This is a genomic window from Sphingomonas sp. PAMC 26621, from assembly GCF_000251145.1.
Lineage (GTDB): Bacteria > Pseudomonadota > Alphaproteobacteria > Sphingomonadales > Sphingomonadaceae > Sphingomonas.
Genome location: NZ_AIDW01000021.1, coordinates 219,396 through 240,941, shown reverse-complemented (window position 1 = coordinate 240,941; position 21,546 = coordinate 219,396). Strand labels below are relative to the sequence as shown.

The following is a 21,546-nucleotide window of genomic DNA, read 5'->3' as shown; positions in this document are numbered from 1 at the left end:
GTGCCTGCTTCCGACGGTGTGTCTGCTGAACTGCCCCACCCCAACCCCTCCCCTGAAGGGGAGGGGCTAAAGGCAGAACTGGCCGACCTCGCGGAACGCGCAGCCCTGCTCTGCAAGGCGGATCTCGTCACCGGCATGGTCGGCGAATTCCCGGAGTTGCAGGGCCTGATGGGCGGCTATTACGCCGCAGCCCAAGGCGAAGACCCCCGCGTCGCCGCCGCGATTCGCGATCATTACAAGCCGGTCGGGCAGGGCGACGACGTGCCGACCGATCCGGTGACGGTGGCGGTGTCGCTGGCGGACAAGCTGGATACGTTGGCGGGCTTCTTTGTTGAAGAAATGCCACCGAGTGGTTCCAAGGATCCGTTCGCGCTGCGGCGCGCCGCACTTGGAATAATCAGCCTTATACTTAAAAATAAGCTGCAACTCCCTCTACTGTTTGGAGGGTTTATGGCTGCAGACGCTGTTGCTTTTAGGCGTCAAATTAGTCCGATCGAGCGAATTATGCCTACCATAGATGAGATGGCAAAGCTCAAGAGCACGCTGGGTTGGCAGCAAGTATTCGATCCTCTGATTAAAGCTGCGGCCAAACAAGCCAACCAAGACGCACATTGGTTCACGATACGAGCCAAAGCCGCTGCGATGGATCTCCTCGACTTCTTCGCCGACCGCCTGAAAGTCCAGCAACGCGAAGCCCGCGTCCGGCACGACCTGATCGACGCGGTGTTCGCGCTCGGCGGGGAGGACGATCTCGTCCGCCTGCTCGCGCGCGTCCAGGCGTTGCAGACGTTCATCGGCACCGAGGACGGCACCAATCTGCTCGCTGGCTACAAGCGCGCGGCGAATATCCTGAAGAAAGAGGGCGTTCCTTCTTCTCCCTCTCCCCTCCGGGGAGAGGGTCGGGGAGAGGGGGACGCTTTAACGGGCGTTCCGCTCGAAAACGCAGCACAGCCCCTCTCCCCGACCCTCTCCCCTGAAGGGGAGAGGGAGAGGGTTTCGCTGTCCTATACGCAAGAACCAGCAGAAACCGCGCTTGCTACCGCACTCGACGCAGCCGAACCCGCCGCCTCCGCCGCGATCGAACGCGAGGACTTCGAAGTCGCGATGGCAGCACTCGCCAGTTTGCGTGCCCCGATCGATTCGTTTTTTGAAACCGTGATCGTCAACGACCCTGTCCCTGAAAAGCGCACGGCCCGTCTCGCATTGCTCGCACGCGTCCGCGCTGCAGTGCACAATGTCGCAGACTTTTCGCGGATCGAGGGATGATGCAAACGCGTTAGGCCTATCCTTCCAATCGCCTCCCCAGCGAATGCAACCTGTTAGAGGGAAGACGCATGACTCAGTACGTATACCGCTTCGGCGGCGGGGTGTCCGACGGTGGCAAGGGCGACCGGAATTTGCTGGGGGGCAAGGGCGCGAATCTGGCGGAGATGGCATCGATCGGCCTGCCGGTCCCGCCGGGCTTCACCATCTCGACTGATTTCTGCGCGGTCTATTACGATGAGGGCGGCCAGTTCCCGCAAGGCCTGCGCGAAGAGGTCGCGACCGGGATCGCGCATATCGAGGGCATCACCGGCAAGGTCTTCGGCGACGCCGCGGACCCGCTGCTCGTCTCGGTCCGGAGCGGCGCGCGCGCGTCGATGCCGGGGATGATGGACACGGTGCTCAACCTCGGGCTTAACGACCAGACCGTCGAGGGCCTCGCGACCACGTCGGGCGACGCGCGCTTCGCGTGGGACAGCTACCGCCGCTTCATCCAGATGTACTCGGACGTGGTGCTCGAGCTCGATCACGACGCGTTCGAGGAAGCGCTTGAAATCGCCAAGGAAGATCGCGGCTATTTCCTCGACACCGATCTCAGCGCAGACGACCTGCGCGCGCTCGTCGCGGAATATAAGGGCCTGGTCGAGCAGCAATGGGGCAAGCCCTTCCCGCAGGACGTGCATGATCAGCTCTGGGGCGCGGTCGGCGCGGTGTTCGGTTCGTGGCAGTCGGAGCGCGCGAAAGTCTATCGCCGCCTCAATGACATCCCGGCAAGCTGGGGCACTGCGGTCAACATCCAGGCGATGGTGTTCGGCAACATGGGCGAGACCTCGGCGACCGGCGTCGCCTTCACCCGCGATCCCTCGATCGGCACCCGCGCTTATTACGGCGAGTTCCTGATCAACGCTCAAGGGGAAGACGTCGTCGCCGGCATCCGCACCCCGCAATATCTGACCGTCGCCGCGCGCGAAGCGGCAGGGGCCAAGCCAGCCTCGATGGAAGAGGCGATGCCCGCGGTGTATGGCGAGCTGGCGGAGGTGTTCGACCTGCTGGAAACGCATTACCGCGACATGCAGGACATCGAATTCACGGTGCAGCAGGGCAAGCTGTGGATGCTCCAGACGCGCTCGGGCAAGCGGACCGCCAAGGCCGCGCTCAAGATCGCGGTCGACATGGCGAACGAAGGGCTCATCACGCGCGAGGAAGCGGTCGCGCGGATCGATCCGATGGCGCTCGACCAGTTGCTCCATCCGACGCTCGACCCCAAGGCAACGCGCGACGTGCTGACCAAGGGCCTCCCTGCATCGCCGGGTGCGGCCTCGGGCCACGCCGTGTTCGACAGCGATACCGCCGAGAAGCGCTCCAATGCGGGCGAGTCGGTGATCCTGATCCGTACCGAGACGTCGCCAGAGGACATTCACGGCATGCACGCAGCGCGCGGCATCCTCACCGCACGCGGCGGCATGACCAGCCACGCGGCGGTCGTCGCGCGCGGCATGGGGCGGCCGTGCGTCTCGGGCGCAGGGTCGATCTCAATCGATGCCAAGGCGGGCACGATGCGGGTCGGCGAGCGCATGATCAAGGCGGGCGACATGGTGACGGTCGACGGCACCACCGGCGAGGTGATGGCGGGCGAAGTCCCGACCGTGCAGCCCGAACTGTCGGGCGATTTCGCAGCGCTGATGGTGTGGGCGGATGGCGTGCGACGCTTGAAGGTCCGCGCCAATGCCGAGACCCCGCTCGACGCCAAAGTTGCACGCGAATTCGGTGCGGAAGGGATCGGCCTGTGCCGGACCGAGCACATGTTCTTCGATGCCAAGCGGATCACCAACGTCCGCCAGATGATCCTGGCCGAGGACGAAGCGGGTCGCCGCACCGCGCTCGACAAGCTGTTGCCCGAGCAACGCGCCGATTTCGTGCAGTTGTTCGAGGTGATGGCGGGGTTGCCGGTGACGATCCGGCTGCTCGATCCGCCGTTGCATGAATTCCTGCCGCACGAAGAATCCGAGTTTGCGGATGTGGCGGCAGCCGCGGGGATTGCGGTCGACGTCCTCAAGCGTCGCGCGGCCGAGCTGCACGAGTTTAACCCGATGCTGGGCCATCGCGGGTGCCGGTTGGGCGTGACCTATCCCGAAATCTACGAGATGCAGGCGCGCGCGATCTTCGAGGCGGCGGTCGATGTCGCCAAGCGGTCGGGCGCAGCGCCGATCCCCGAGGTGATGATCCCGCTGGTCGGCACCAAGCGCGAGCTCGAGCTGATGAAGGCGGTCGTCGACAAGGCCGCGCAGCACGTGTTCGAGCAGACCGGCACGACGCTCGACTATCACGTCGGGACGATGATCGAGCTCCCGCGCGCGTGCCTGATGGCGGACGAGATCGCCGAGGTCGGCGCGTTCTTCTCGTTCGGGACCAACGATCTGACGCAGACCACCTTGGGCGTCAGCCGTGACGATGCGGCGCGGTTCCTGGGGACCTATGTCGAGCGGGGCATCTACGCGCGCGACCCGTTCGTCAGCCTCGACGTCGAGGGTGTCGGGCAATTGATCGCGATGGCGGCAGAGCGTGGGCGCAAGACGCGGCCGGACATCAAGCTCGGCATCTGCGGCGAGCATGGCGGCGATCCGGCGAGCATCGCCTTCTGCGAGACGGTCGGGCTCGATTACGTCTCGGCCTCGCCGTACCGCGTGCCGATCGCTCGGCTGGCGGCGGCGCAGGCGGCGTTGGCGAAGCGCGACTGAGGCTTGCTCCCGTCACCCCGGTGGAGGCCGGGGCCGGCTGCATAGTTCGCATTGCCGGCGTTCCTGGCGAGACCCTGCGGCCCCCGCCTTCGCCGGTGTGACGGTTAAGCCCGTCAGATCCCGTCGTGCGGGGGCAGCGCCGCCGGGCGGACCGCAGCAGACGCACGCAACGCGGCGATCGTGCGTTCGGCATCGGCCTGGTCGTGCCGCAGCACTTCCGCCTCGCGCGCGAGGTCGGTCGCGCGCTGGTTGGCGGCGCGCAGCCGGTCCTCGGCATCGTCGTGATAGGTGGTGTAGCTCTCCGCCTGCTCGCGCAGCCGGCGCTTGTACTTGCGCGGGCTGGGCGCGCTCGCATAGCCGATCAGCCAGCCGGCAAGCAGGACAACGGCAAGCAGCACGAACTGTTCTGGCGTCGTGAAGGGCATCGCGGATCCTCTCCCGGTTCAGTCTCCCGGACGATCCTGACGGCGTGCGCCGCCGGGAGCAAGCGCCGCTATTTGAACGCGTCGGCGATCGAACAGGCCGCCGGGCCGAGAATGACGATGAACAGCGTCGGCAGGATGAACAGGATCAGCGGGATCGTCATGATCGCGGGCAGCCGCGCGGCCTTTTCCTCCGCGCGCATCATGCGTTCATTGCGGAATTCGGCCGACAGCACGCGCAACGCCGAGGCAAGCGGCGTCCCGTATTTCTCGGTCTGCACCATGGTCGTGACCACACCCTTGACCGCATCGAGCTTCACGCGCGAGGCGAGGTTCTCGAACGCCTGCCGCCGCTCGGCAAGGAAGCCGAGCTCGATCGCGGTCAGCGTGAACTCGTCGCCGAGCTCGGGGTAGGCCTTGCCCAGTTCGCGCGCGACTCGGTTGAACGCGGCGTCGACGGTCAGGCCCGCCTCGGCGCAGATGACGAGCAGGTCGAGCGCGTCGGGCAGGCCCTTCTGGATCGCCTTGGAGCGTTTCGAGATCTTGTTGTCGAGATAGAGGTCGGGGGCCTTGTACGACACGACGAAGTTGATCGCGACGATCGCGTACATCTTCCACGGCGTCCAGTTTGCGAACATGCCGCTGCCATAGACGAGGTACAGCACCAGCACGCCCCAGGTCAGCGGCAGCACCAGCCGGCCGAAAATGACCGCGACCGCATATTCCTTCGAGCGGATCCCGGCCTGCATCAGCTTGATCTGCGCGGCCTTGACCTGGCTGTCCTGCAGCACCTTGAGGTTCGACAGGACGCTCTTGATCCGGTCGGTCGTCTCGTTCTTGGTGACCAGCTTGGCGCGGCGCTTGGTCGAGGCGGTGATCCCCGCCTTCAGCTGTTCGCGCCGGTCGTTGAGCGCCTTGACGCGCTTGGTCATCGGGTCGCGCACGGTGGTGACGGCGTAGATCGCGAGCAACACCATGAACGCCGCAACCCCCGCGAGCAGCGTCGCCACGGTATAGACGTCGATGCCGAGGACCATCGGGCCGGCGGAGGAAGCTGGGTTCATCGTTAAATCTCGAAACTGACCATGCGGCTCATGATGAACGCGCCCATTCCCATCCACAGCATGCCGATCCCGCCGGTCACCATCAGCCGCTGGTCGATGAAGAAGTTCGCCATGTACGGCGGATTGATCATCCAGATCAGCGTGAAGACGATGAACGGCAGCGACCCGACGATATAGGCCGACGCCTTCGATTCCGACGACATCGCCTTGATCTTGAGCTTCATCTGCCCGCGCATGCGCAGCACCGTGGCGAGGTTGGCGAGCGTTTCGGCGAGGTTGCCGCCGGTCTCGCGCTGGATCGCGATGGTGATGCAGAAGAACTGGAATTCGGGCGTGCCGAGCCGGTCGGCGGTGTCCTGCAACGCCGCGTCCATCGTCCGGCCGATCTTCATCTTGTCGGTGATCGCCTTGAACTCGACCCCGACCGGGCCGTCGACCTCGTTCGCGACGACCGAGATCGTCTCGGTGATCGGCAGGCCCGAGCGCAGGCCGCGGACGAGCAATTCGATCGCGTCGGGGAATTTCGAGGTGAACTTGTTGATGCGCCGCTTGATCGTGAAGCCGACGACCATGTGCGGCACGCCCGCGCCGACCACCACGCCGAGCAGCAGCGCGAGCAGGAGCGGCAGGCCGAGAATCGCGAACAGCAGCGTGATCCCGACCACCGCGCCCAGCGTCGCCATGCCATATTGGCCGACCGTCCAGGTCTTGCCGGTCATCGCGAGCCGCTTCTTGAGCAGTGCCGGGTTGGGCAGGAACCGCGCGGCGGCGACGTCCATCCGGTTGCTGCGCGCCTGCGAGATGCGCCGCAACTGCGCATCCGCCAGGACGTTGGCGGACCCGCTATGGCGCGCGCGCAAGGCGCCGAGGCGGCGCGAACCCGCGCGTTCCGCATTGGGCCCGGCAAGGGCGAACGCCATCAGCAGAAGCACGACGATCGCGCCTATACCCAGCGATAGGACCGGCATCAGTTGCATGGCGCCATCAAGCTCCCCGCAGCGTTACGATCGCGTTTACGGCGCCTTGGATTGGCGTCATTTCTTTTTCGCCGGCTTGGACAGCATCGCCTTCAGGTCGAACTTGCCGATCAGCGACGTGCCCTTTGCGGCGGGCTTGGCTTTGCCGGCGCTGTCGATCGATTCGGCGGAATCGCCGACCGCCATCAGCTTGGTCGCGAGGTCGGCGAGCGGCTGGACGGTCTTCGAATTCTTCCCCACCTCGGCCATCGGCTTTCCGAGCTTCGCGGCCTGCGCTGCGAGCTTCTGGTCGAACGGGATCGCGAAATCGATCTTGCGTTCGATCGACCCCTCGAAGTCCTTCCGGCTGATCTCGAGCTGGGCGGCGACCTGAAGCTTGTTCGCGACGACCACGACCTGCGTCTGCGGCGCGTTCGACTTGAGCCACGACAGCAGCCGGATCGTGTCGCGCGCGGCTGCAAGCGTCAGCTCGGTGACGATCACCGCGACCTGGATGTCGGTCATCAGATGCGGATGCTGGACGAGCATGCCGCGCGGCAGATCGACGATCGTGCATTCAAACGCGGCGCGCATCTCCTCCTGCAACTGGTAGAAGGCCGTGCCGTCGGTCATCACGGGGACGCTGATCGGTGCCTCGGCGGACAGCACCGACAGGCGCTCGCTCGCCTTGACCATTGCGCGTTCGATGAACAGCCCGTCGATCCGGCTCGGATTGTCGATCGCGTCGGTCAGGCCGCGCCCGGGTTCGAGGTCGAGCGCGAGCGCACCCGTCCCGAAATGGACGTCGAGATCGAGCAGTGCGGTCGTCCGCGCGCCTTTCTCGCTCATCATCCACGCGATCGAGGTCGCGACGCTCGATGCGCCGACCCCGCCCCGCGCGCCGATGAAGCAGGTCGAGATGTGCGGGCGCTCGGTCGATGCCTCGACCGTCTTGGGCGCATTGAGCATCGCCTGCGCATGCGTGAAGGCGTCGCGCAGCATGTCGGGGCTGAGCGGCTTGAGGAGATAGTCCTGGATGCCGCTGACGACGAGGTCGCGGTACAGGCGCACGTCATTGACCTGGCCCGCCGCGATCACGACCGTGCCGGGCTCGCACACTTCGGCGAGCGCGTTGATGTCGTTGAGCGGATCCCCGCTTTCGGACAGGTCGACGAACAGGATCTGCGGGGAGGCGGAGACCGACAGCGACTGGACCGCGTTGCGCAGGCCGCCCTTGTTCACCTTTTCGGGTGGCCAGCCCATTTCGACCGCGATCGGGCGCAGCGTCTCGGCGGTGGTTTCGTCGCAGACATAGGCGGCGAACGGATCGCGCGTTCCTACGCGCGCTGGGTTGAAGGGTGCGTTCACTTGCTGCCGCCTCCGCTGCTTTCCGCCTTGATGATCGTGCCACCGCCACCGGTCGGCGCGGCCTTGCGATACAGGTCGATCGCGCGGCCGGCGGTTGCCTGGTCGGTGATCGCATGGCCGGTCTGGCCGCGGACCAGATCAGCCGGGCTCGCGACCATTGCGGCGATGTTCGAATTGATTGCGCAGCCCTGGTTGGAGGAGGTGTTGCTCTCGAACTCGGGGGAGCGCACGCGGCTGAAATCGGGACAGCCCGGGACCGTCGCGGTCATCCGGCTGATGACGATGCGGGCCGTGCCGGGCTGGACCGGGGAGGTGGTGAGCGGTGTGTCGCCCGTCACCATCAAGCCGTAGTGCGCGGTCTCGGCGGCAACGACATCGCGCACGGTGTCGCCATAGCCGCCGGGGCCATAGGAGCCGGGATCCTCGATCGCGACCGTATCGCCATAGCCGAGGCGGAGCGATGCCATCCAGCTCGCAAGCCGCTGGCGTTCGCCGGGGGCGAGACCGTCCGGCGTCGTGGTGACGTCGAGCGCGTAGCTCGACCGGCTCACGACCGGCTGGTGGACCGATTCTAGCCCGCGGTTCTTCGTTCCGGCGCACCCCGTGAGGAGCAGTGCCGGTAGCAGGGCGGCTGCGAGCGCGCGTGGACGCGTATCCGTGATCATGATCTCGGGAGCCCTTAATTGAGGTTGAAGCCGGGGGCGGCGGATTCGCCCCGCTTGGCTGGGGCGCGCGTCGGCGCGGCGGGCAGGGCGGGGACCGTTGCCGCCGGACGCGGGTCCGCCGGTTTGGCGGGTGGTGGAACCGCGCCCATTTCGCCAGGGCCCGAATAGGTCGGCGCAGTGGGCGCCATCCGCGGCTTGGGACGTTCCCCACCCGTAGTCCCGCCGCCCAGCTGCCCGAACAGCACGCGATCGAGATCGGTCGGTGCCTTGATCCCGTCGGTCGGCAGGACGATGTCGTTCGCGTTGACCGGCTTGACCAGATACGGCGTGACGACGATCACCAGTTCGGTCTCGTTGCGCTGGAACGCGTTGGAGCGGAACAGTGCACCGAGGATCGGCACGTCGCCCACGCCGGGCGCCTTCGAGATCGAGTTGTTGTGAGTGTTCTGCAGCAACCCGGCGATCATCATGCTCTGGCCTGACCCGAGTTCGACGGTCGTCTCCGCCCGCCGTGTGGTCAGCGCCGGAATGGTCGTCCCCGAAATCTGTACCGCACCGTCGGAGGTAAGCTGCGACACTTCGGGACGGACCCGCAGCGAGATACGACCGTCCGCGAGCACGGTCGGCGTATAGGCGAGGCTGACGCCATATTGCTTGTATTCGACCGATACCGCGCCAAGCCCCTGGCTCAATGGGATCGGGATTTCGCCACCCGCTAGGAACGAGCCGGTTTCGCCCGACAAAGCGGTGATGTTGGGGTTGGCGAGCGTGGAAACCTGTCCGTCGGTCTCCCCGAGATCGAGCGCCGAGATCAGGTCGAGCCCGAACAACTTGCCCGCCGCGCCGAACGTGGTGGCACCGCCAAGCGCGGTGAGCAGGCTGGTGCCCGGCGACGCGGTGGTGCCGCCGGTGAACAGCCCGCCACTTGGGGTAAATTGGGTCGAGGCGGGGCGGCCCTGTCCGACACCGAACTTGAACCCGCTGGTCCCGTCATAGCTGCTGAGGTGGACCCCGAGGTTCTTGACGAAGCTCCGGCTGACTTCGGCGATGCGAACCTGCAGGTTGACCTGCAACGGCGTCGCCGTGCCAAGCCGCGACAAGACTTTCGTGCCGTCCCCGACGAACGCCTGCACGAGGCGGGTCGCCTCCGCGCCGTCCTCAGGCGCGGCGACGGTGCCGGTCAGCAACACGAGGCCGTTCATCGGCGTCGCGACGATCTTCGCCTCGGGCATCGCGATGCTCAGCATCTGCTGGATCGAATCGAAGTTGTTGCCGACGCGGACCGTCGCCGAATAAACGACCGCGCCGCTCTTGCTCGTCGCCGAGATCGTGGTTTCGCCTGCGCCCTTGCCGAAGATGTAGAGCTGGGTCGGCGAGCGGACCTGCACGTCGGCGATCTTGTCGTCGGCAACGAATACGTCGCTCATCGGCCGGACGAGCGTGACGAGCCGTCCGCGCCCGGTGTTGAGCTGGAAGACCGGCGTGGTCGCGCTCGCACCGGTCTGTGCGGGGGCGATGGCGGGCAGGGTGCCCAGGCTGGCCGCGACCAGCGCGGCGGCGAGCGTCCAGCCGCCCGAGATCGAAACGCTACGCATTACTTCTTCCCCTCGACGGCAACCGCCGTCACCGAATTGCCCCGTGCGATCCGGACCATCGGGCCGCTGCTGGCCGCGCCCGGGAAGGTCGCCGCCGACGCGACTGGCGCGCCGCCACCGACGCCGCCGCCGCCACTCATGCCACCGGACGGTTCGGCCGCCTTGCCGGGCACCGTGCGCCGCTGGAACCGCGACACGTCCGCCCCGGTCGCAAGCGAGCTGCTCCCGGCGGAGGGCGCGCTCGCGATACGGGTCAGCATTGCCTTTTCGGCCTTGGGATCATCGGGCATCGACACGTCGCCGCTGGCGATCGCCTGCTCCAGCTCGGTGCTGTTGTCCGCGATCGAGCGCAGCGATAGCGACAGCGCGCCGAGCGTCTGCGCGACCGCGATCTGCTCGGCGATCTTGGGCGTCGCCTCGATCGTCACGTTGGAAAAGGTGTGGACCACGGTCTTGCCGTCATCGCCTGCGGCATTGTCGGTCCGCTGATCGGTCGCGAGGACGCGCAGGTTGCGCATGATCGTCTCGGCGGCCTTGAGCGGCGGGCCATCGCCACCGCCCGCGACGGTCTGCGTCAGGATCAGGTCGACCCGGTCGCCCGGGAAGACGAAGCCCGCGACGCTGGTGGTCGCTTCCACCGGCACGGTGACCGCGCGCATCCCCGGCCCGAGCGCTGCCGCAAGGAAGCCGCGGTCGCCCGGCTTGACCAGCGCGCCCTGCGTCAGCGGCTGGCCCGCGGTGATCGCGTTGCGCACCACGGTGCCGGCAAGGGACTTGGGGTCGAACCCGGGCTTCTTGATGAAATAAACGTTCTGGACGAGGTCCTTCGGCCACGGCTGATAGCGCAGCGAGGTCGCGTCGAGGATCGTGCCGACCGGCAGCGCCTTGGTCGCGACGAGCACGTCCGGGCCGTCGGGCGCAGCCGCGACGACCGCCATTGCGGCGGATTGCGGCGCCGGACTGCCCATGAGGAGCGACCGCGCCATGAACGCCGTGATCGCCGCTACGATCAGCGCTCCCACCAGCAATAGGATCTTACGACTATCCATTTCCGACCTCTCGAACACGGGCGGTTGGGCCCGCGTTAAGCATTCCCACCAAGGTGGTTAAAAAGCGGTTCACGCAGTACGAAAAGCGCAGCGATCGCAATCGCCACGCCGTACGGAACCTCGATCTGCCCGGTCCGCCGGCGCAGCGCGCGGTCGACCAGCAGCAGCAGCGTGAGCACGCCGCCAAGCAGCGACATGGCGGTCAACATCGCCAGCAACGGCTGGAGCGGCAGCCATAGCGCGAGCGCGCCGATCATCTTGACGTCGCCCCCGCCCATCCAGCCGAAGTGGAACGCGGCGATGAACAGCGCGAAGACGAGCACCGCCAGACCGAGCTGGACGACCATGTCGGGCCACAGGGAAAGGCCGTTACCCCACCACCACAGGGGCGCGAGCAGGGCGATCGCCGCGTTCTTCCAATTGGCGATCTCGCGCGTCCGCACGTCCTGGACACCGGCCGAAACCAGCAAGGCGACCAATGCGATCAGCACCGTCGTCGTCATAGAAAGCCCACCCATGCGGGAAAGCCCTAGACGGCGTGCCTTTCGAAAACGTAACCATGCCGGATGGTCTCCCCCCAATTGTACCGGCGCGCGATTCCCGCAGCGGCGCGGATCACGCACTGGAAAGCGCCTGACGGATGGGCGTTGCGCCGGTTCGACTGGCCTGCCCCGGCAAAGGCGCGGGGACGCTTGCTGTTCCAGGGCGGGCGCGGGGATGTTTTCGAGAAGTATCTGGAAACGTTCGCGCATTGGCATGCGCAAGGCTGGGCCGTCACCTCGTTCGACTGGCGCGGGCAGGGTGGCTCGGGGCGGCTGTCCAAGAATGCGCACGTCGGACACATCGAGAATTTCCAGCAGTACATCGATGATTTTCGCGCCTTCTGGGCGGAATGGGTGACGCAGGGGCCCGGGCCGTATGTCGCGATCGGCCATTCGATGGGCGGGCATCTGCTGCTGCGGGCGCTGGTCGAGGGGGCGGCGACTCCGGATGCGGCGGTGCTGGTCGCGCCGATGCTCGGGCTGCACAGTCCGGTCGGCCAGCGAGTCGGCGAACGCGTCGCGGGGCTGATGAGCCGGGTCGGCGAGGCGTCACGCCCGGCATGGCGCGGCAACGAGCGGCCCGCCACGACCGAGACGAGACAGTCGCTGCTGACGCACGATCCCGCGCGCTATGAGGACGAGTTGTTTTGGCAGGCCACGCACCCCGAACTGCTGCTTGGCCCGCCGAGCTGGCGCTGGCTCGCGCAGGCGTTTACGTCGACGCGCCGGCTGCGCGAGGATCCCCGGCTGGCGACACTCAGCATTCCGCTGCTGTTCCTGCTCGCGGATGCGGACAAGCTCGTCTCGACCAAGGTTGCGGCGCGCGTCGCGGCGGGATTGCCCGACAGCACCGTCGTGCGGTTCGGCCCCGAATCGGCGCATGAGATCCTGCGCGAGGCGGATGGGGTGCGCGCACGCGCGATCGGGGAAATCGACACGTTCCTCGCCGCGTACGCGAGGCGGTAGGCGATGCGGTACGATGTCGCGATCGTCGGCGCGGGGATGGCGGGGGCGAGCCTCGCCGCCGCGATCGCGCCGCACGCCTCGGTCGTGCTGCTCGAGGCGGAGGATCTGCCCGGTTTCCATGCGACCGGGCGCTCGGCGGCGTTCTGGTCGGAGACTTATGGCGGCCCCGGCGTCCAGCCGTTGACGACCGCGTCGGGCGCGGCGTTGCACGGCGGCGGGTTTCTCCAGGCGCTCGGGTCGCTGCACATCGGGCGCGCGGCGGATCATGCCGCGATCGACGCGTTTCTGGCCGAGTTCGACGGCAGCGGGGTCGCCCTCGAGCGGGTCGACCCGCACGCGCTGGTGCCGGGGCTGCGGCCCGAATGGACGCTTGGGGTGCTCGAGCAGAGCAGCACCTATATCGACGTCGCCGCGCTGCACGGCCATTACCTGAAAGCGGCTCGAAAGGGGGGTGCCAGGCTGGTGCTGTCCGCACCGCTCGTCGGCGTTACGCGGAGTGGCGACGGCTGGTCGCTCGAGACGGCGAACGGCACGTTCGCGGCGACGGTGCTGGTGAATGCCGCCGGAGCGTGGGCCGATCCGGTCGCGCGGATGGCGGGCGTCGCGCCGATCGGGATCACCGCCTATCGCCGCACGATGGTGCAGCTCGCGACCGATCCGCCCGCGCCGGAAACGCTGCCGCATGTCGTCGGGATCGGCGGGGATTTCTACTTCAAGCCCGAGGCGGGCGGTAAGATCTGGCTGAGCCCGCATGACGAGACCGAGTCGGCGCCGGGCGATGCGCAGCCCGAAGAGATCGACGTGGCGACGGCGATCGACCGGTTCGAGCGAGTCGTCGACTGGCGCGTGACGAAGGTCGAGCGGCGCTGGGCGGGGTTGCGCAGCTTCGCGCCCGACCGGCTGCCGGTCTTCGGCTTCGCGCCCGACGCGCCCGGTTTCTTCTGGTGCGCGGGGCAGGGCGGCTTCGGCATCCAGACCGCGCCCGCGGCGGCGGCGCTGGCGGCGTCGTTGTTGCTGGGGCACGCGCCGGACGCGAGCATCGCCGGGATCGATGCCTCCTGCTATGCGCCGAAGCGGTTTGCGACAGGTCCCTGAAATGACGCGGCAATGAGGCCGACGCGGTTCTACTTGATACGCGGCCTCACCCGGACTAGCCTCCCTCCATACCGGTAGCCAAAGGCGCCGGAACTAGGGGGGGATCAATGCAAGCATATGTATCGGCGCGCGCCGTTTTGGCGTCCGGATTTTCCATCATCACCTTTGCCGCCTGCGCGGTTGTGACGCCCGCTCTGGCGCAGGTTGCGCCAGGGGCCGACGCGCAACAGGCGGAACCGGCCGCCGATGGCAACGACATCGTCGTCACCGCGAACAAGCGCGCGACGACGATCCAGAACGTGCCCTTCTCGATCAATGCGCAGACCTCCGAAGACATCCGCCGCTCGGGCGCGACGACGCTCGAGGACGTGTCGCGCAACGTCGCGGGGCTTGCGATCCAGAACCTCGGGCCGGGGCAGAGCCAGGTCGGGATCCGCGGCGTCTCCGCCGGGCAGGTCGCGCGCGACCAGCCGGGCGTGAAGGAGCAGGTCGGCATCTATCTCGACGAATCGGTGATTTCGCTCTCGCTGTTCACGCCCGATCTCGACCTGTACGACCTCAACCGGATCGAGACTCTGCGTGGGCCGCAGGGGACGCTGTTCGGCTCGGGCTCGGTCGGCGGCACGATCCGCTACATCACCAACCAGCCGACGACGAGCCGGATCGAGGGATCGGTCGAGGCGAACGTCAACGTCGTCGCCGAGGATGCGCTCGGCGGGCATCTCAAGGGCGCGATCAACCTCCCGCTCAGCGAGAAGGTCGCGGTACGCGCGGTTGGCTATTATACGCGCTATGCGGGCTTCATCGACGCAAGGCGCGAGGGCGGCAGGGTCGAGAAGAACGTCAACGACGGCGAACGCTATGGCGGGCGGATCGCGGTGCTGATCAAGCCGGTCGAGGGGCTCAGCATCACGCCGCGCTTCATCTACCAGAAGATCGACGTCAACGGCTTCAACCGCGAGGAGCGCTACAACCTTTTCGCCAACAGCTTCACGACGACGCGCCCGCAGGTGACGCTCGGGGACCGCGAGCAATATCTGCTGCTCGACGAGAAGTTCACCGACGATATCAAGATCGGCGACCTGACGATCCAGGCGAACGTCAAGGGTGTCGATATCACCACGGTGACGAGCTACACCGACCGCAGCATCCTCGTCAGCCGCGACGCAAGTGCGCTGACCGGGAGCGTCTCGGTCGACCTCGGCTTCCCGACCGCGGCGGTGCTGCTCCCGTCCAACCTGCGCGATACGACCAAGGTGACCTCGTTCACGCAGGAAATCCGCTTTGCCTCGGCCTATGCGAGCCCGTTCCAGTGGCTGATCGGCGGATTCTTCTCGAGCACCGACCGCAACTATGCGCAGCGGCTGCCGACGCCGGGCTACGATGCCTTCACCGATTCGGTGCTCGGCGCGGGGACGGCGGCGGCGGTGGCCAACGGGTTCGCGGCGGATTCGCCGTATAACGCCAACATTCCGTACAAGCTGAAACAGCTCGCGATCTTCGGCGAGGCGAGCCTTGCGATCACCGAACGGCTCAAGGCGACCGCGGGCGGGCGCTATTACGGCTACAACGAATCGCGCGTGTTCAAGTCCGGCGGGCTGTTCACCAATGGCGACAACAACAGCGACCGGACGTCGTCGGAAGGGTTCTCGCCGCGATTGCTGCTGAGCTACAAGGCGGCGGATCGCGTGACCTTCAACGCGCAGGCGTCGAAGGGCTTCCGGCTCGGCGGGGTCAACGACCCGCTCAACATTCCGCTCTGTTCGGGCGGCGCGGGCGGTCCGGACGCCGCGACCTTCGGCAACCGCCCGCGCTATGGCGACGAGAGCTTGTGGAACTATGAGGGCGGGATGAAGGCGCGGCTCGGCCCCGTCACGCTCAACGCCGCGGCTTTCTACAACGACATCAAGAATTTGCAGGTGACGGCGGATGCCGGAAGCTGTTCGTCGCGGATCGTGTTCAACGTGCCCAAGGCGCATTCCAAGGGGGTCGAGGTCGAGCTGTCGATGACCCCGGTGACCGGGCTCGACCTGGGATTGTCGGGTAGCGTGCTGGAAGCGCAGTTCGATGCAACGCTCACGCGGCCCAACGGCAGCGTGATCGAGGGGATCCGCGATGGCAACCGCTTGCCGTCGGTGCCCAAGTTCCAGCTATCGGCCAATGCCAGCTACCGCTTCGCGGTCGCGGCATCGACCTATGCGGTGTTCAGCGGATCGTTCCAGCATGTCGGCAGCCGCTTCACGCAGCCGGGCGACCAGGAGAACAACCCGCGGACGTTCGTAACCGGTCTGCCGTTCGGTGGTGCGCCCGCGACCGCCTCGACGGTGATCGACCTGCGCCTGCCGCGTTACGAACTGGTCGGTCTGCGCGCCGGGCTGGAATTCGCGAACGACCTCGCGGTGTCGGTCTACGTCAACAACCTGCTCGACGAGAACGCGCTGCTGTCGTTCGACCGCGAACGCGGCGGGCGCGCGCGGCTCGCCTTTACGACCAACCAGCCACGCACGATCGGGCTGACGGCGAGCAAGCGGTTCTGAGCGGTGGGTGGGCGCTGTAGCGCCCCGCCCGCGTTTTCCGTCACCCCGGCGAAGGCCGGGGCCGCCATGTTGCATGGCGCGACTGGCGATACCGCATCCCGTCGCGCCGTTGCGTCCGGATAACCTAACGGCCCCGGCCTTCGCCGGGGTGACGGGAGGTTTGCGCCGGTCCCGAACGCACTGACGTACGGCGCGCGACGTTACCGCCGCGCCGCCAGCATCGCGGCGTCGCTCGCCAACTTGTCACACCGCTCGTTGTCGGGATGCCCGGCATGGCCCTTGACCCACACCCAGTCGATCCGGTGCGGCTTGGCGGCATCGAGCAGCGCCTGCCACAGCTCGGCGTTCTTGACCGGCTGTTTCGCGGCGGTCTTCCAGCCGTTCTTCTGCCAGCCCTTGATCCACTTGGTCAGGCCGTCCATCACATAGCGGCTGTCGGTCGACAGCGTCACGCGGCACGGCCGCTTGAGCGCGCGCAGGCCCTCGATCGCGGCCATCAGCTCCATCCGGTTGTTGGTCGTCATCTTCTCGCCGCCCGACAATTCCTTCTCGGTCCCGCCGCTGCGGATCAGCGCACCCCAGCCGCCTGGGCCGGGATTGCCCTTGCAGGCGCCATCGGTGGCGATTTCGACTTTGGTCAGTTCGGGCGGGGTGGTGGGCGCGGCGTCAGTCATCGCGTCCGCTTAGCCAGCTCCGGCGCATAATGCGACAGCCTCCGGACATAGGCGAGCGGATCCTTGCGCGTGACCAGCGCGTCAGCAGGCGTGTTGAGCCAGTCCCACGCGCGCGAGAGTGCGAACCGGAGGCAGGCTCCGCTGGCAAGCGTCGGAAAATGCAGCTTTTCCAGGTCGCTCAACGGGAAGCGTGACGCGTAGCCCGCAATCACCGCATCGCCGATCGCCGCATCGTAGTGCGTCCCGGTCGAATCGAACGACCAGGCGGTGTGCATGATCGCGAGATCGAACACGCGAATGTCGGTGCAGGCGAAATAGAAGTCGATCAGCCCGGATACGTCATCGCCACGCATCAGCACATTGTCGGGGAACAGGTCGGCATGGATCGCGGACTGCTCGAGCACGTCGCGGGGCCAGCGCGTCACCACGGCATCGAGCGCGAATCCGAGCGTGTCGTAAAGCCCGGGTGCAATCTCGTTCAAGCTCTGGCCGCACCGCGCGAACAGCGGCTGCCAGCTTTCCACGCCCATCGTATTGGGGCGGGTCTGCGGAAAATCGGCGAGCCCCGCGTGCATCGCCGCCATCGCCGCCCCGGTCGCGGCGGCCTGGGTCGGGGTTGGGTGCGACAGCGAGACGCCGGGCAGGAACTGGATCAGGCACGCCGGGCGGCCTTCGAGAGTATGGATCGCGGTGCCGCTGCGGTCCTTGATTGCGGGCGGAACCGGGTTGCCGCGCGCCGCAAGATGATCGAGCAGGTCGAGGAAGAACGGCAGGTCGTCGCCATCGACGCGCTTTTCGTAGAGCGTCAGGATGAATCGTCCGGTGGTGGTATCGACCAGATAATTGGTGTTCTCCACCCCTTCCGCGATTCCCTTCGCGGAAACGAGCGTGCCGCAATCGAACCCGTCGAGGAAGCGGCCGAGCGCCTCGGCCGAGACATGCGTGTAGACCGCCATGGTTCAGGCCGCGACGTCGAGGCCGCGAGGCAGCTTGAACGACACCGTCTCGCGCTTGGTCTCGACCTCGCGTTCGGTGACGGTGAAGCGCTCGGCGAGCCGGTCGACGAGTTCGCGGACCAGCACTTCGGGCGCGGAGGCACCGGCCGTCAGCCCGAGAATGCGAACCTCCTTGAGGAAGTCCCAGTCGAGCTCGGCCGCGCGCTGAATCAGGTGCGCGCGTGTCCCCTCGCGTTCGGCGACTTCGACGAGGCGCACCGAATTGGAAGAATTGGGCGCGCCGATCACCAGCATCGCGTCGCACGTCTGCGCGATCGCCTTGACCGCAGCCTGGCGGTTGGAGGTTGCGTAGCAAATGTCCTCGCCCGGCGGCCCCTGGATCGATGGGAAGCGCGCCTTGAGCACCGCGACGACCGCGGCGGTATCGTCCATCGACAGCGTGGTCTGCGTCAGGAAGGCGAGGGTCGCCGGATCTGCGGGGCTGTAGGCTTCCGCATCGGCGACGGTCTCGACCAGCGTCATCGCGCCCTCGGGCACCTGCCCGAAGGTGCCGATCACCTCGGGGTGGCCGGCATGGCCGATAAATACGATATGCCGCCCGAGCGCGACCATCCGCTCTGCCTGGCGGTGGACCTTGGAGACGAGCGGACAGGTCGCGTCGAGGAAGGCGAGCCCGCGCTCGGTCGCCTTGTCGGGAACCGCCTTGGGGACGCCGTGCGCGGAGAAGACGACGGGCACGCCATCGGGCACCTGATCGAGTTCCTCGACGAACACCGCACCCTTGTCGCGCAGCATGTCGACCACGAAGCGGTTGTGGACGATCTCGTGCCGGACATAGACCGGCGCGCCGAACTTCTGCAGTGCCAGCTCGACGATCTGGATCGCGCGATCGACCCCTGCGCAAAATCCGCGGGGGGCGGCGATGACCAGCTCGAGTGGCGGCTTTTCGACGGGGATACTCATGCTGGCCCAAGCCTACGCGATTGCTTGCGTGCGCGAAAGCCGCTTCCTATGAAGCGGGACGTCCGCGCGCTCTCCTATCGGTTGCGGATTCCTTTTGCATGATAAGGTGCGTGCCCCCGTGACCATCCGGAAATCAGCCATTGCCGCCCTCGCGACCAGCGCGTGCGGTGCGCTTCTGCTCGGCGGGTGCGCCCATACCGGAGAACTCGATGCGTCCGGCGGCATCACCGCGGTGCGCAACGCCTGCCCGAGCGTCGGGGTGCCCGCCGCGACCGGCGACGTCACGCTGTTCGATCCACCCGCAAGCCGCGATGCGACCGCGCTCGACATGACCGCGGTGCTGACCAACGTCCGCTCGACCTGCGACGATTCGGGCAGCGACGTGCTGACCAAGCTGACCTTCTCGGTCGAGGGGCGCCGCGTGCGCACCGATGGGCCACGCGACGTGACGCTGCCGTATTTCGTGACGGTGGTGCAGGGCGGCACCGCGGTCGTCGCGAAGCGTGTCGGGCGCGTGACGCTGCATTTCGATGCGGGGCAGGCGCGCGCGGCGGTGCAGGGCATGGGCGAGGCGACCGTGTCGCGCGCCGCCGCGACTCTGCCCGACGACGTCCGCAAGAAGCTGACCGAGAAGCGCAAGGCGGGCGACGAAGACGCCGCGACCGACCCGCTGACCCGGCCGGAAATCCGCCAGGCGGTGCTCCGCGCGAGCTTCGAGGCGCTGGTCGGCTTCCAGCTGACCGACGAACAGCTCAAATATAACGCGACGCGCTGAGCCTTCTCGTTGACTTGCCTGTTGCGGCGCGGCAAACCGGCCGCGTCGTTGACGGGCAACCGTCAAGGGTACGCGCGGGAGAGCGTCCGGGAGAGCCCGGACCGCCGAAGGAGCAACCGCCCCGGAATCTCTCAGGCAACCGGACCGCGCGGATCGAATCGACACTCTGGAAAGCGCGCTGCCCTGTGGGCGAGCGCCACCGAAGGGGTAAGCGGACCATATGGTTCCGTGAAAGCTCTCAGGTTCCGTGACAGAGGGGGCGGCACATCACGGCGTTCCGGCGCCATGGCGCGCCGTTGACCTCTTGCGGAAGACCAACATGAGCGACCTCGACCCCTACGAGACCGAAGCCGACGAGATTGCGATCGAGCAATTGCCGCTCGATGCGTGGCATCGTGCGCGGGGTGGCCGGATGGTGCCGTTCGCGGGCTGTGAAATGCCCGTCCAATATGAAGGCATCATGGCCGAGCATCTGTGGGTGCGCGAATCGGCCGGGCTGTTCGACGTCAGCCACATGGGCCAGCTGCTGTTCCGATCTGAAGAGGGCGCGGACGTCGTGGCGGCGCTCGAAGCGGTGCTGCCGGCGGATGTCGCCGGGCTGGGGCAGGGCAAGCAGCGCTATTCGTTGTGCTGTCGGAGGATGGCGGCATCCTCGATGACCTGATGGTCACGCATCTGCCGGACGCCAACCCGTTCGACATCCAGGGCTATTACATGGTCGTCAACGGCGCGACCAAGATTGACGATATCGCGCATCTGCTCGAGTATCTGCCCGACGGGATCGCGCTCAACCATATGGAAGACCAGGCGCTGCTCGCGTTGCAGGGGCCGAAGGCGGTCGATGCACTCGCGCGGCTGGTGCCGGGCGTCGAAGCGCTGGTGTTCATGACCGCGGGCGCGTTCGAGTGGAACGGCGTGCCGCTGTGGATCAGCCGCTCGGGCTATACCGGCGAAGACGGGTTCGAGATTTCGGTGCCTGCGGAGAATGTCGAAGCGCTCGCCGATGCGCTGACCGCCGAATCCGAGGTCAAGCCGATCGGCCTTGGCGCGCGTGATTCGCTGCGGCTCGAGGCCGGGCTGCCGCTCTACGGCCATGATCTCGACCCCGAGACGACCCCGGTCCAGGCGGACCTCGGTTTCGCGCTGTCGAAGCGTCGCCGCGAAGCGGGCGACTTCATGGGCGCGCCGCGCATTCTCGCCGAGCGCGAGTCGGGCGCAATCATCAAGCGTGTCGGCCTGCTGGTCGAAGGGCGCCAGCCGGTGCGCGAAGGCGCTGCGGTGCTCGACGATCAGGGCTCGGAAGTCGGCCGCGTCACCTCGGGCGGGTTCGCGCCGAGCGTCGGTGCGCCGATCGCGATGGCCTATGTGCCCACCGCAGTGGCGGTTGCGGGCACCACGATTCAACTCGCGCAGCGCGGCAAGGTCCACCAGGCGACCGTGACCGCGATGCCGTTCATTCCCCACCGCTATGTCCGGCAACCGAAGACTCTGGGAGGCAAGTGATGAGCCGTTATTTTACCGAAGATCATGAATGGGTTGATGTCGATGGCGACGTCGGCATCGTCGGCATTACCGAATATGCGCAGAGCCAGCTTGGCGACATCGTGTTCGTCGACGTGCCCGAAGAAGGCAAGGAATTCGCCAAGGGCGACGAAGCCGCGGTGGTCGAATCGGTCAAGGCCGCGTCCGACGTCTATTCGCCGGTTTCGGGCACGGTGATCGAGGGCAATGCCGCGCTCGGCGACACGCCCGGGCTCGTCAACGAGGATCCCGAAGCCGAGGGCTGGTTCTTCAAGCTGACGCTGAGCGACACCGACGAGCTCAACGCGCTGATGGATGAGATTGCCTATAAGGCGTTCGTCGAGAAGCTGTGATCTGAACTAGCCCCTCCCCTTCAGGGGAGGGGTTGGGGTGGGGC

18 protein-coding genes, 1 pseudogene and 1 riboswitch are annotated in these 21,546 nt (G+C 66.9%); of the genes and pseudogenes, 8 read left to right on the top strand and 11 right to left on the bottom strand.

From position 1 onward, the window contains the following. Nucleotides 1–1,266: glycine--tRNA ligase subunit beta (locus RI03_RS12745; RefSeq protein WP_026046705.1), on the top strand; the 1,266-nt coding region annotated here is incomplete at its 5' end. Between the two features lie 68 nt (nt 1,267–1,334). Next, nucleotides 1,335–4,001, top strand: coding sequence for a pyruvate, phosphate dikinase (gene ppdK / locus RI03_RS12740; RefSeq protein ID WP_010217826.1), 2,667 nt, complete (start codon nt 1,335–1,337; stop codon nt 3,999–4,001). A gap of 113 nt (nt 4,002–4,114) precedes the next feature. Here ppdK and RI03_RS12735 read toward each other — a convergent pair whose 3' ends face one another. From RI03_RS12735 to RI03_RS12700, 8 genes are all read right to left on the bottom strand, one after another. Then, nucleotides 4,115–4,426, bottom strand: a complete 312-nt coding sequence (locus RI03_RS12735; RefSeq protein WP_010217825.1) for a hypothetical protein — start codon at nt 4,424–4,426, stop codon at nt 4,115–4,117. A 68-nt stretch (nt 4,427–4,494) separates the two neighbouring features. Next, nucleotides 4,495–5,487: a type II secretion system F family protein gene (locus RI03_RS12730; RefSeq protein WP_026046704.1), complete on the bottom strand. Its 993-nt coding sequence runs from the start codon at nt 5,485–5,487 to the stop codon at nt 4,495–4,497. Nucleotides 5,488–5,489: 2 nt separating this feature from the next. Beyond that, complete coding sequence (locus tag RI03_RS12725) at nt 5,490–6,464, bottom strand: type II secretion system F family protein (protein WP_010164621.1); 975 nt, start codon at nt 6,462–6,464, stop codon at nt 5,490–5,492. A 57-nt stretch (nt 6,465–6,521) separates the two neighbouring features. Then, on the bottom strand, nt 6,522–7,811 hold the full coding sequence (locus RI03_RS12720; protein ID WP_010217823.1) for an AAA family ATPase: 1,290 nt from the start codon (nt 7,809–7,811) through the stop codon (nt 6,522–6,524). Next, on the bottom strand, nt 7,808–8,476 hold the full coding sequence (locus RI03_RS12715) for a CpaD family pilus assembly lipoprotein (RefSeq protein WP_010217822.1): 669 nt from the start codon (nt 8,474–8,476) through the stop codon (nt 7,808–7,810). The genes RI03_RS12720 and RI03_RS12715 overlap by 4 nt, the downstream gene beginning before the upstream one ends. 14 nt (nt 8,477–8,490) lie before the next feature. Continuing rightward, complete coding sequence (locus RI03_RS12710; RefSeq protein ID WP_010217821.1) at nt 8,491–10,071, bottom strand: type II and III secretion system protein family protein; 1,581 nt, start codon at nt 10,069–10,071, stop codon at nt 8,491–8,493. After that, nucleotides 10,071–11,120, bottom strand: a complete 1,050-nt coding sequence (gene cpaB / locus RI03_RS12705; RefSeq protein WP_010217820.1) for a Flp pilus assembly protein CpaB — start codon at nt 11,118–11,120, stop codon at nt 10,071–10,073. The genes RI03_RS12710 and cpaB overlap by 1 nt, the downstream gene beginning before the upstream one ends. 35 nt (nt 11,121–11,155) lie before the next feature. Then, nucleotides 11,156–11,623, bottom strand: coding sequence for an A24 family peptidase (locus tag RI03_RS12700; protein ID WP_010217819.1), 468 nt, complete (start codon nt 11,621–11,623; stop codon nt 11,156–11,158). Between the two features lie 63 nt (nt 11,624–11,686). Between RI03_RS12700 and RI03_RS12695 the strand changes: the two genes are divergently transcribed. The 3 genes from RI03_RS12695 to RI03_RS12685 all read left to right on the top strand — a co-directional run bounded on the left by RI03_RS12695 (nt 11,687) and on the right by RI03_RS12685 (nt 16,260). Beyond that, on the top strand, nt 11,687–12,628 hold the full coding sequence (locus RI03_RS12695; RefSeq protein ID WP_010217818.1) for an alpha/beta fold hydrolase: 942 nt from the start codon (nt 11,687–11,689) through the stop codon (nt 12,626–12,628). Nucleotides 12,629–12,631: 3 nt separating this feature from the next. Further along, the gene (locus tag RI03_RS12690) at nt 12,632–13,723 is read left to right on the top strand and encodes an NAD(P)/FAD-dependent oxidoreductase (RefSeq protein ID WP_010217817.1); all 1,092 of its coding nucleotides are present in this window, start codon (nt 12,632–12,634) and stop codon (nt 13,721–13,723) included. A gap of 107 nt (nt 13,724–13,830) precedes the next feature. Next, complete coding sequence (locus tag RI03_RS12685; protein WP_026046701.1) at nt 13,831–16,260, top strand: TonB-dependent receptor; 2,430 nt, start codon at nt 13,831–13,833, stop codon at nt 16,258–16,260. 200 nt (nt 16,261–16,460) lie between these two features. Here the strand turns inward: RI03_RS12685 and rnhA are convergent, their stop codons facing one another. The 3 genes from rnhA to ispH are packed head-to-tail and all read right to left on the bottom strand — an operon-like array spanning nt 16,461 to nt 18,853. Next, nucleotides 16,461–16,934, bottom strand: a complete 474-nt coding sequence (gene rnhA / locus RI03_RS12680; protein WP_010217815.1) for a ribonuclease HI — start codon at nt 16,932–16,934, stop codon at nt 16,461–16,463. Beyond that, nucleotides 16,931–17,890 (bottom strand): homoserine kinase, encoded by a 960-nt coding sequence (gene thrB, locus RI03_RS12675; protein WP_010217814.1) that lies wholly within the window; start codon nt 17,888–17,890, stop codon nt 16,931–16,933. Before thrB ends, rnhA begins: the two co-directional genes overlap by 4 nt. Before the next feature lie 3 nt (nt 17,891–17,893). Continuing rightward, nucleotides 17,894–18,853 (bottom strand): 4-hydroxy-3-methylbut-2-enyl diphosphate reductase, encoded by a 960-nt coding sequence (gene ispH / locus RI03_RS12670; protein WP_010217813.1) that lies wholly within the window; start codon nt 18,851–18,853, stop codon nt 17,894–17,896. 118 nt (nt 18,854–18,971) lie between these two features. Here ispH and RI03_RS12665 point away from each other — a divergent pair, with 118 nt between their 5' ends. The 3 genes and pseudogenes from RI03_RS12665 (at nt 18,972) to gcvH (ending at nt 21,502) form a co-directional block, all read left to right on the top strand. Further along, nucleotides 18,972–19,628 carry a hypothetical protein gene (locus RI03_RS12665; RefSeq protein WP_010164605.1) on the top strand — a complete coding sequence of 219 codons (657 nt, stop codon included), beginning with the start codon at nt 18,972–18,974 and terminating at the stop codon, nt 19,626–19,628. A gap of 65 nt (nt 19,629–19,693) precedes the next feature. Beyond that, nucleotides 19,694–19,785: riboswitch (glycine riboswitch) on the top strand. A 162-nt stretch (nt 19,786–19,947) separates the two neighbouring features. Then, nucleotides 19,948–21,131: pseudogene (gene gcvT / locus RI03_RS12660) on the top strand (glycine cleavage system aminomethyltransferase GcvT). Beyond that, nucleotides 21,131–21,502: a glycine cleavage system protein GcvH gene (gcvH, locus tag RI03_RS12655; protein WP_010217811.1), complete on the top strand. Its 372-nt coding sequence runs from the start codon at nt 21,131–21,133 to the stop codon at nt 21,500–21,502. The pseudogene gcvT and the gene gcvH overlap by 1 nt, the downstream one beginning before the upstream one ends. The last annotated feature ends 44 nt before the right edge of the window (nt 21,503–21,546 follow it).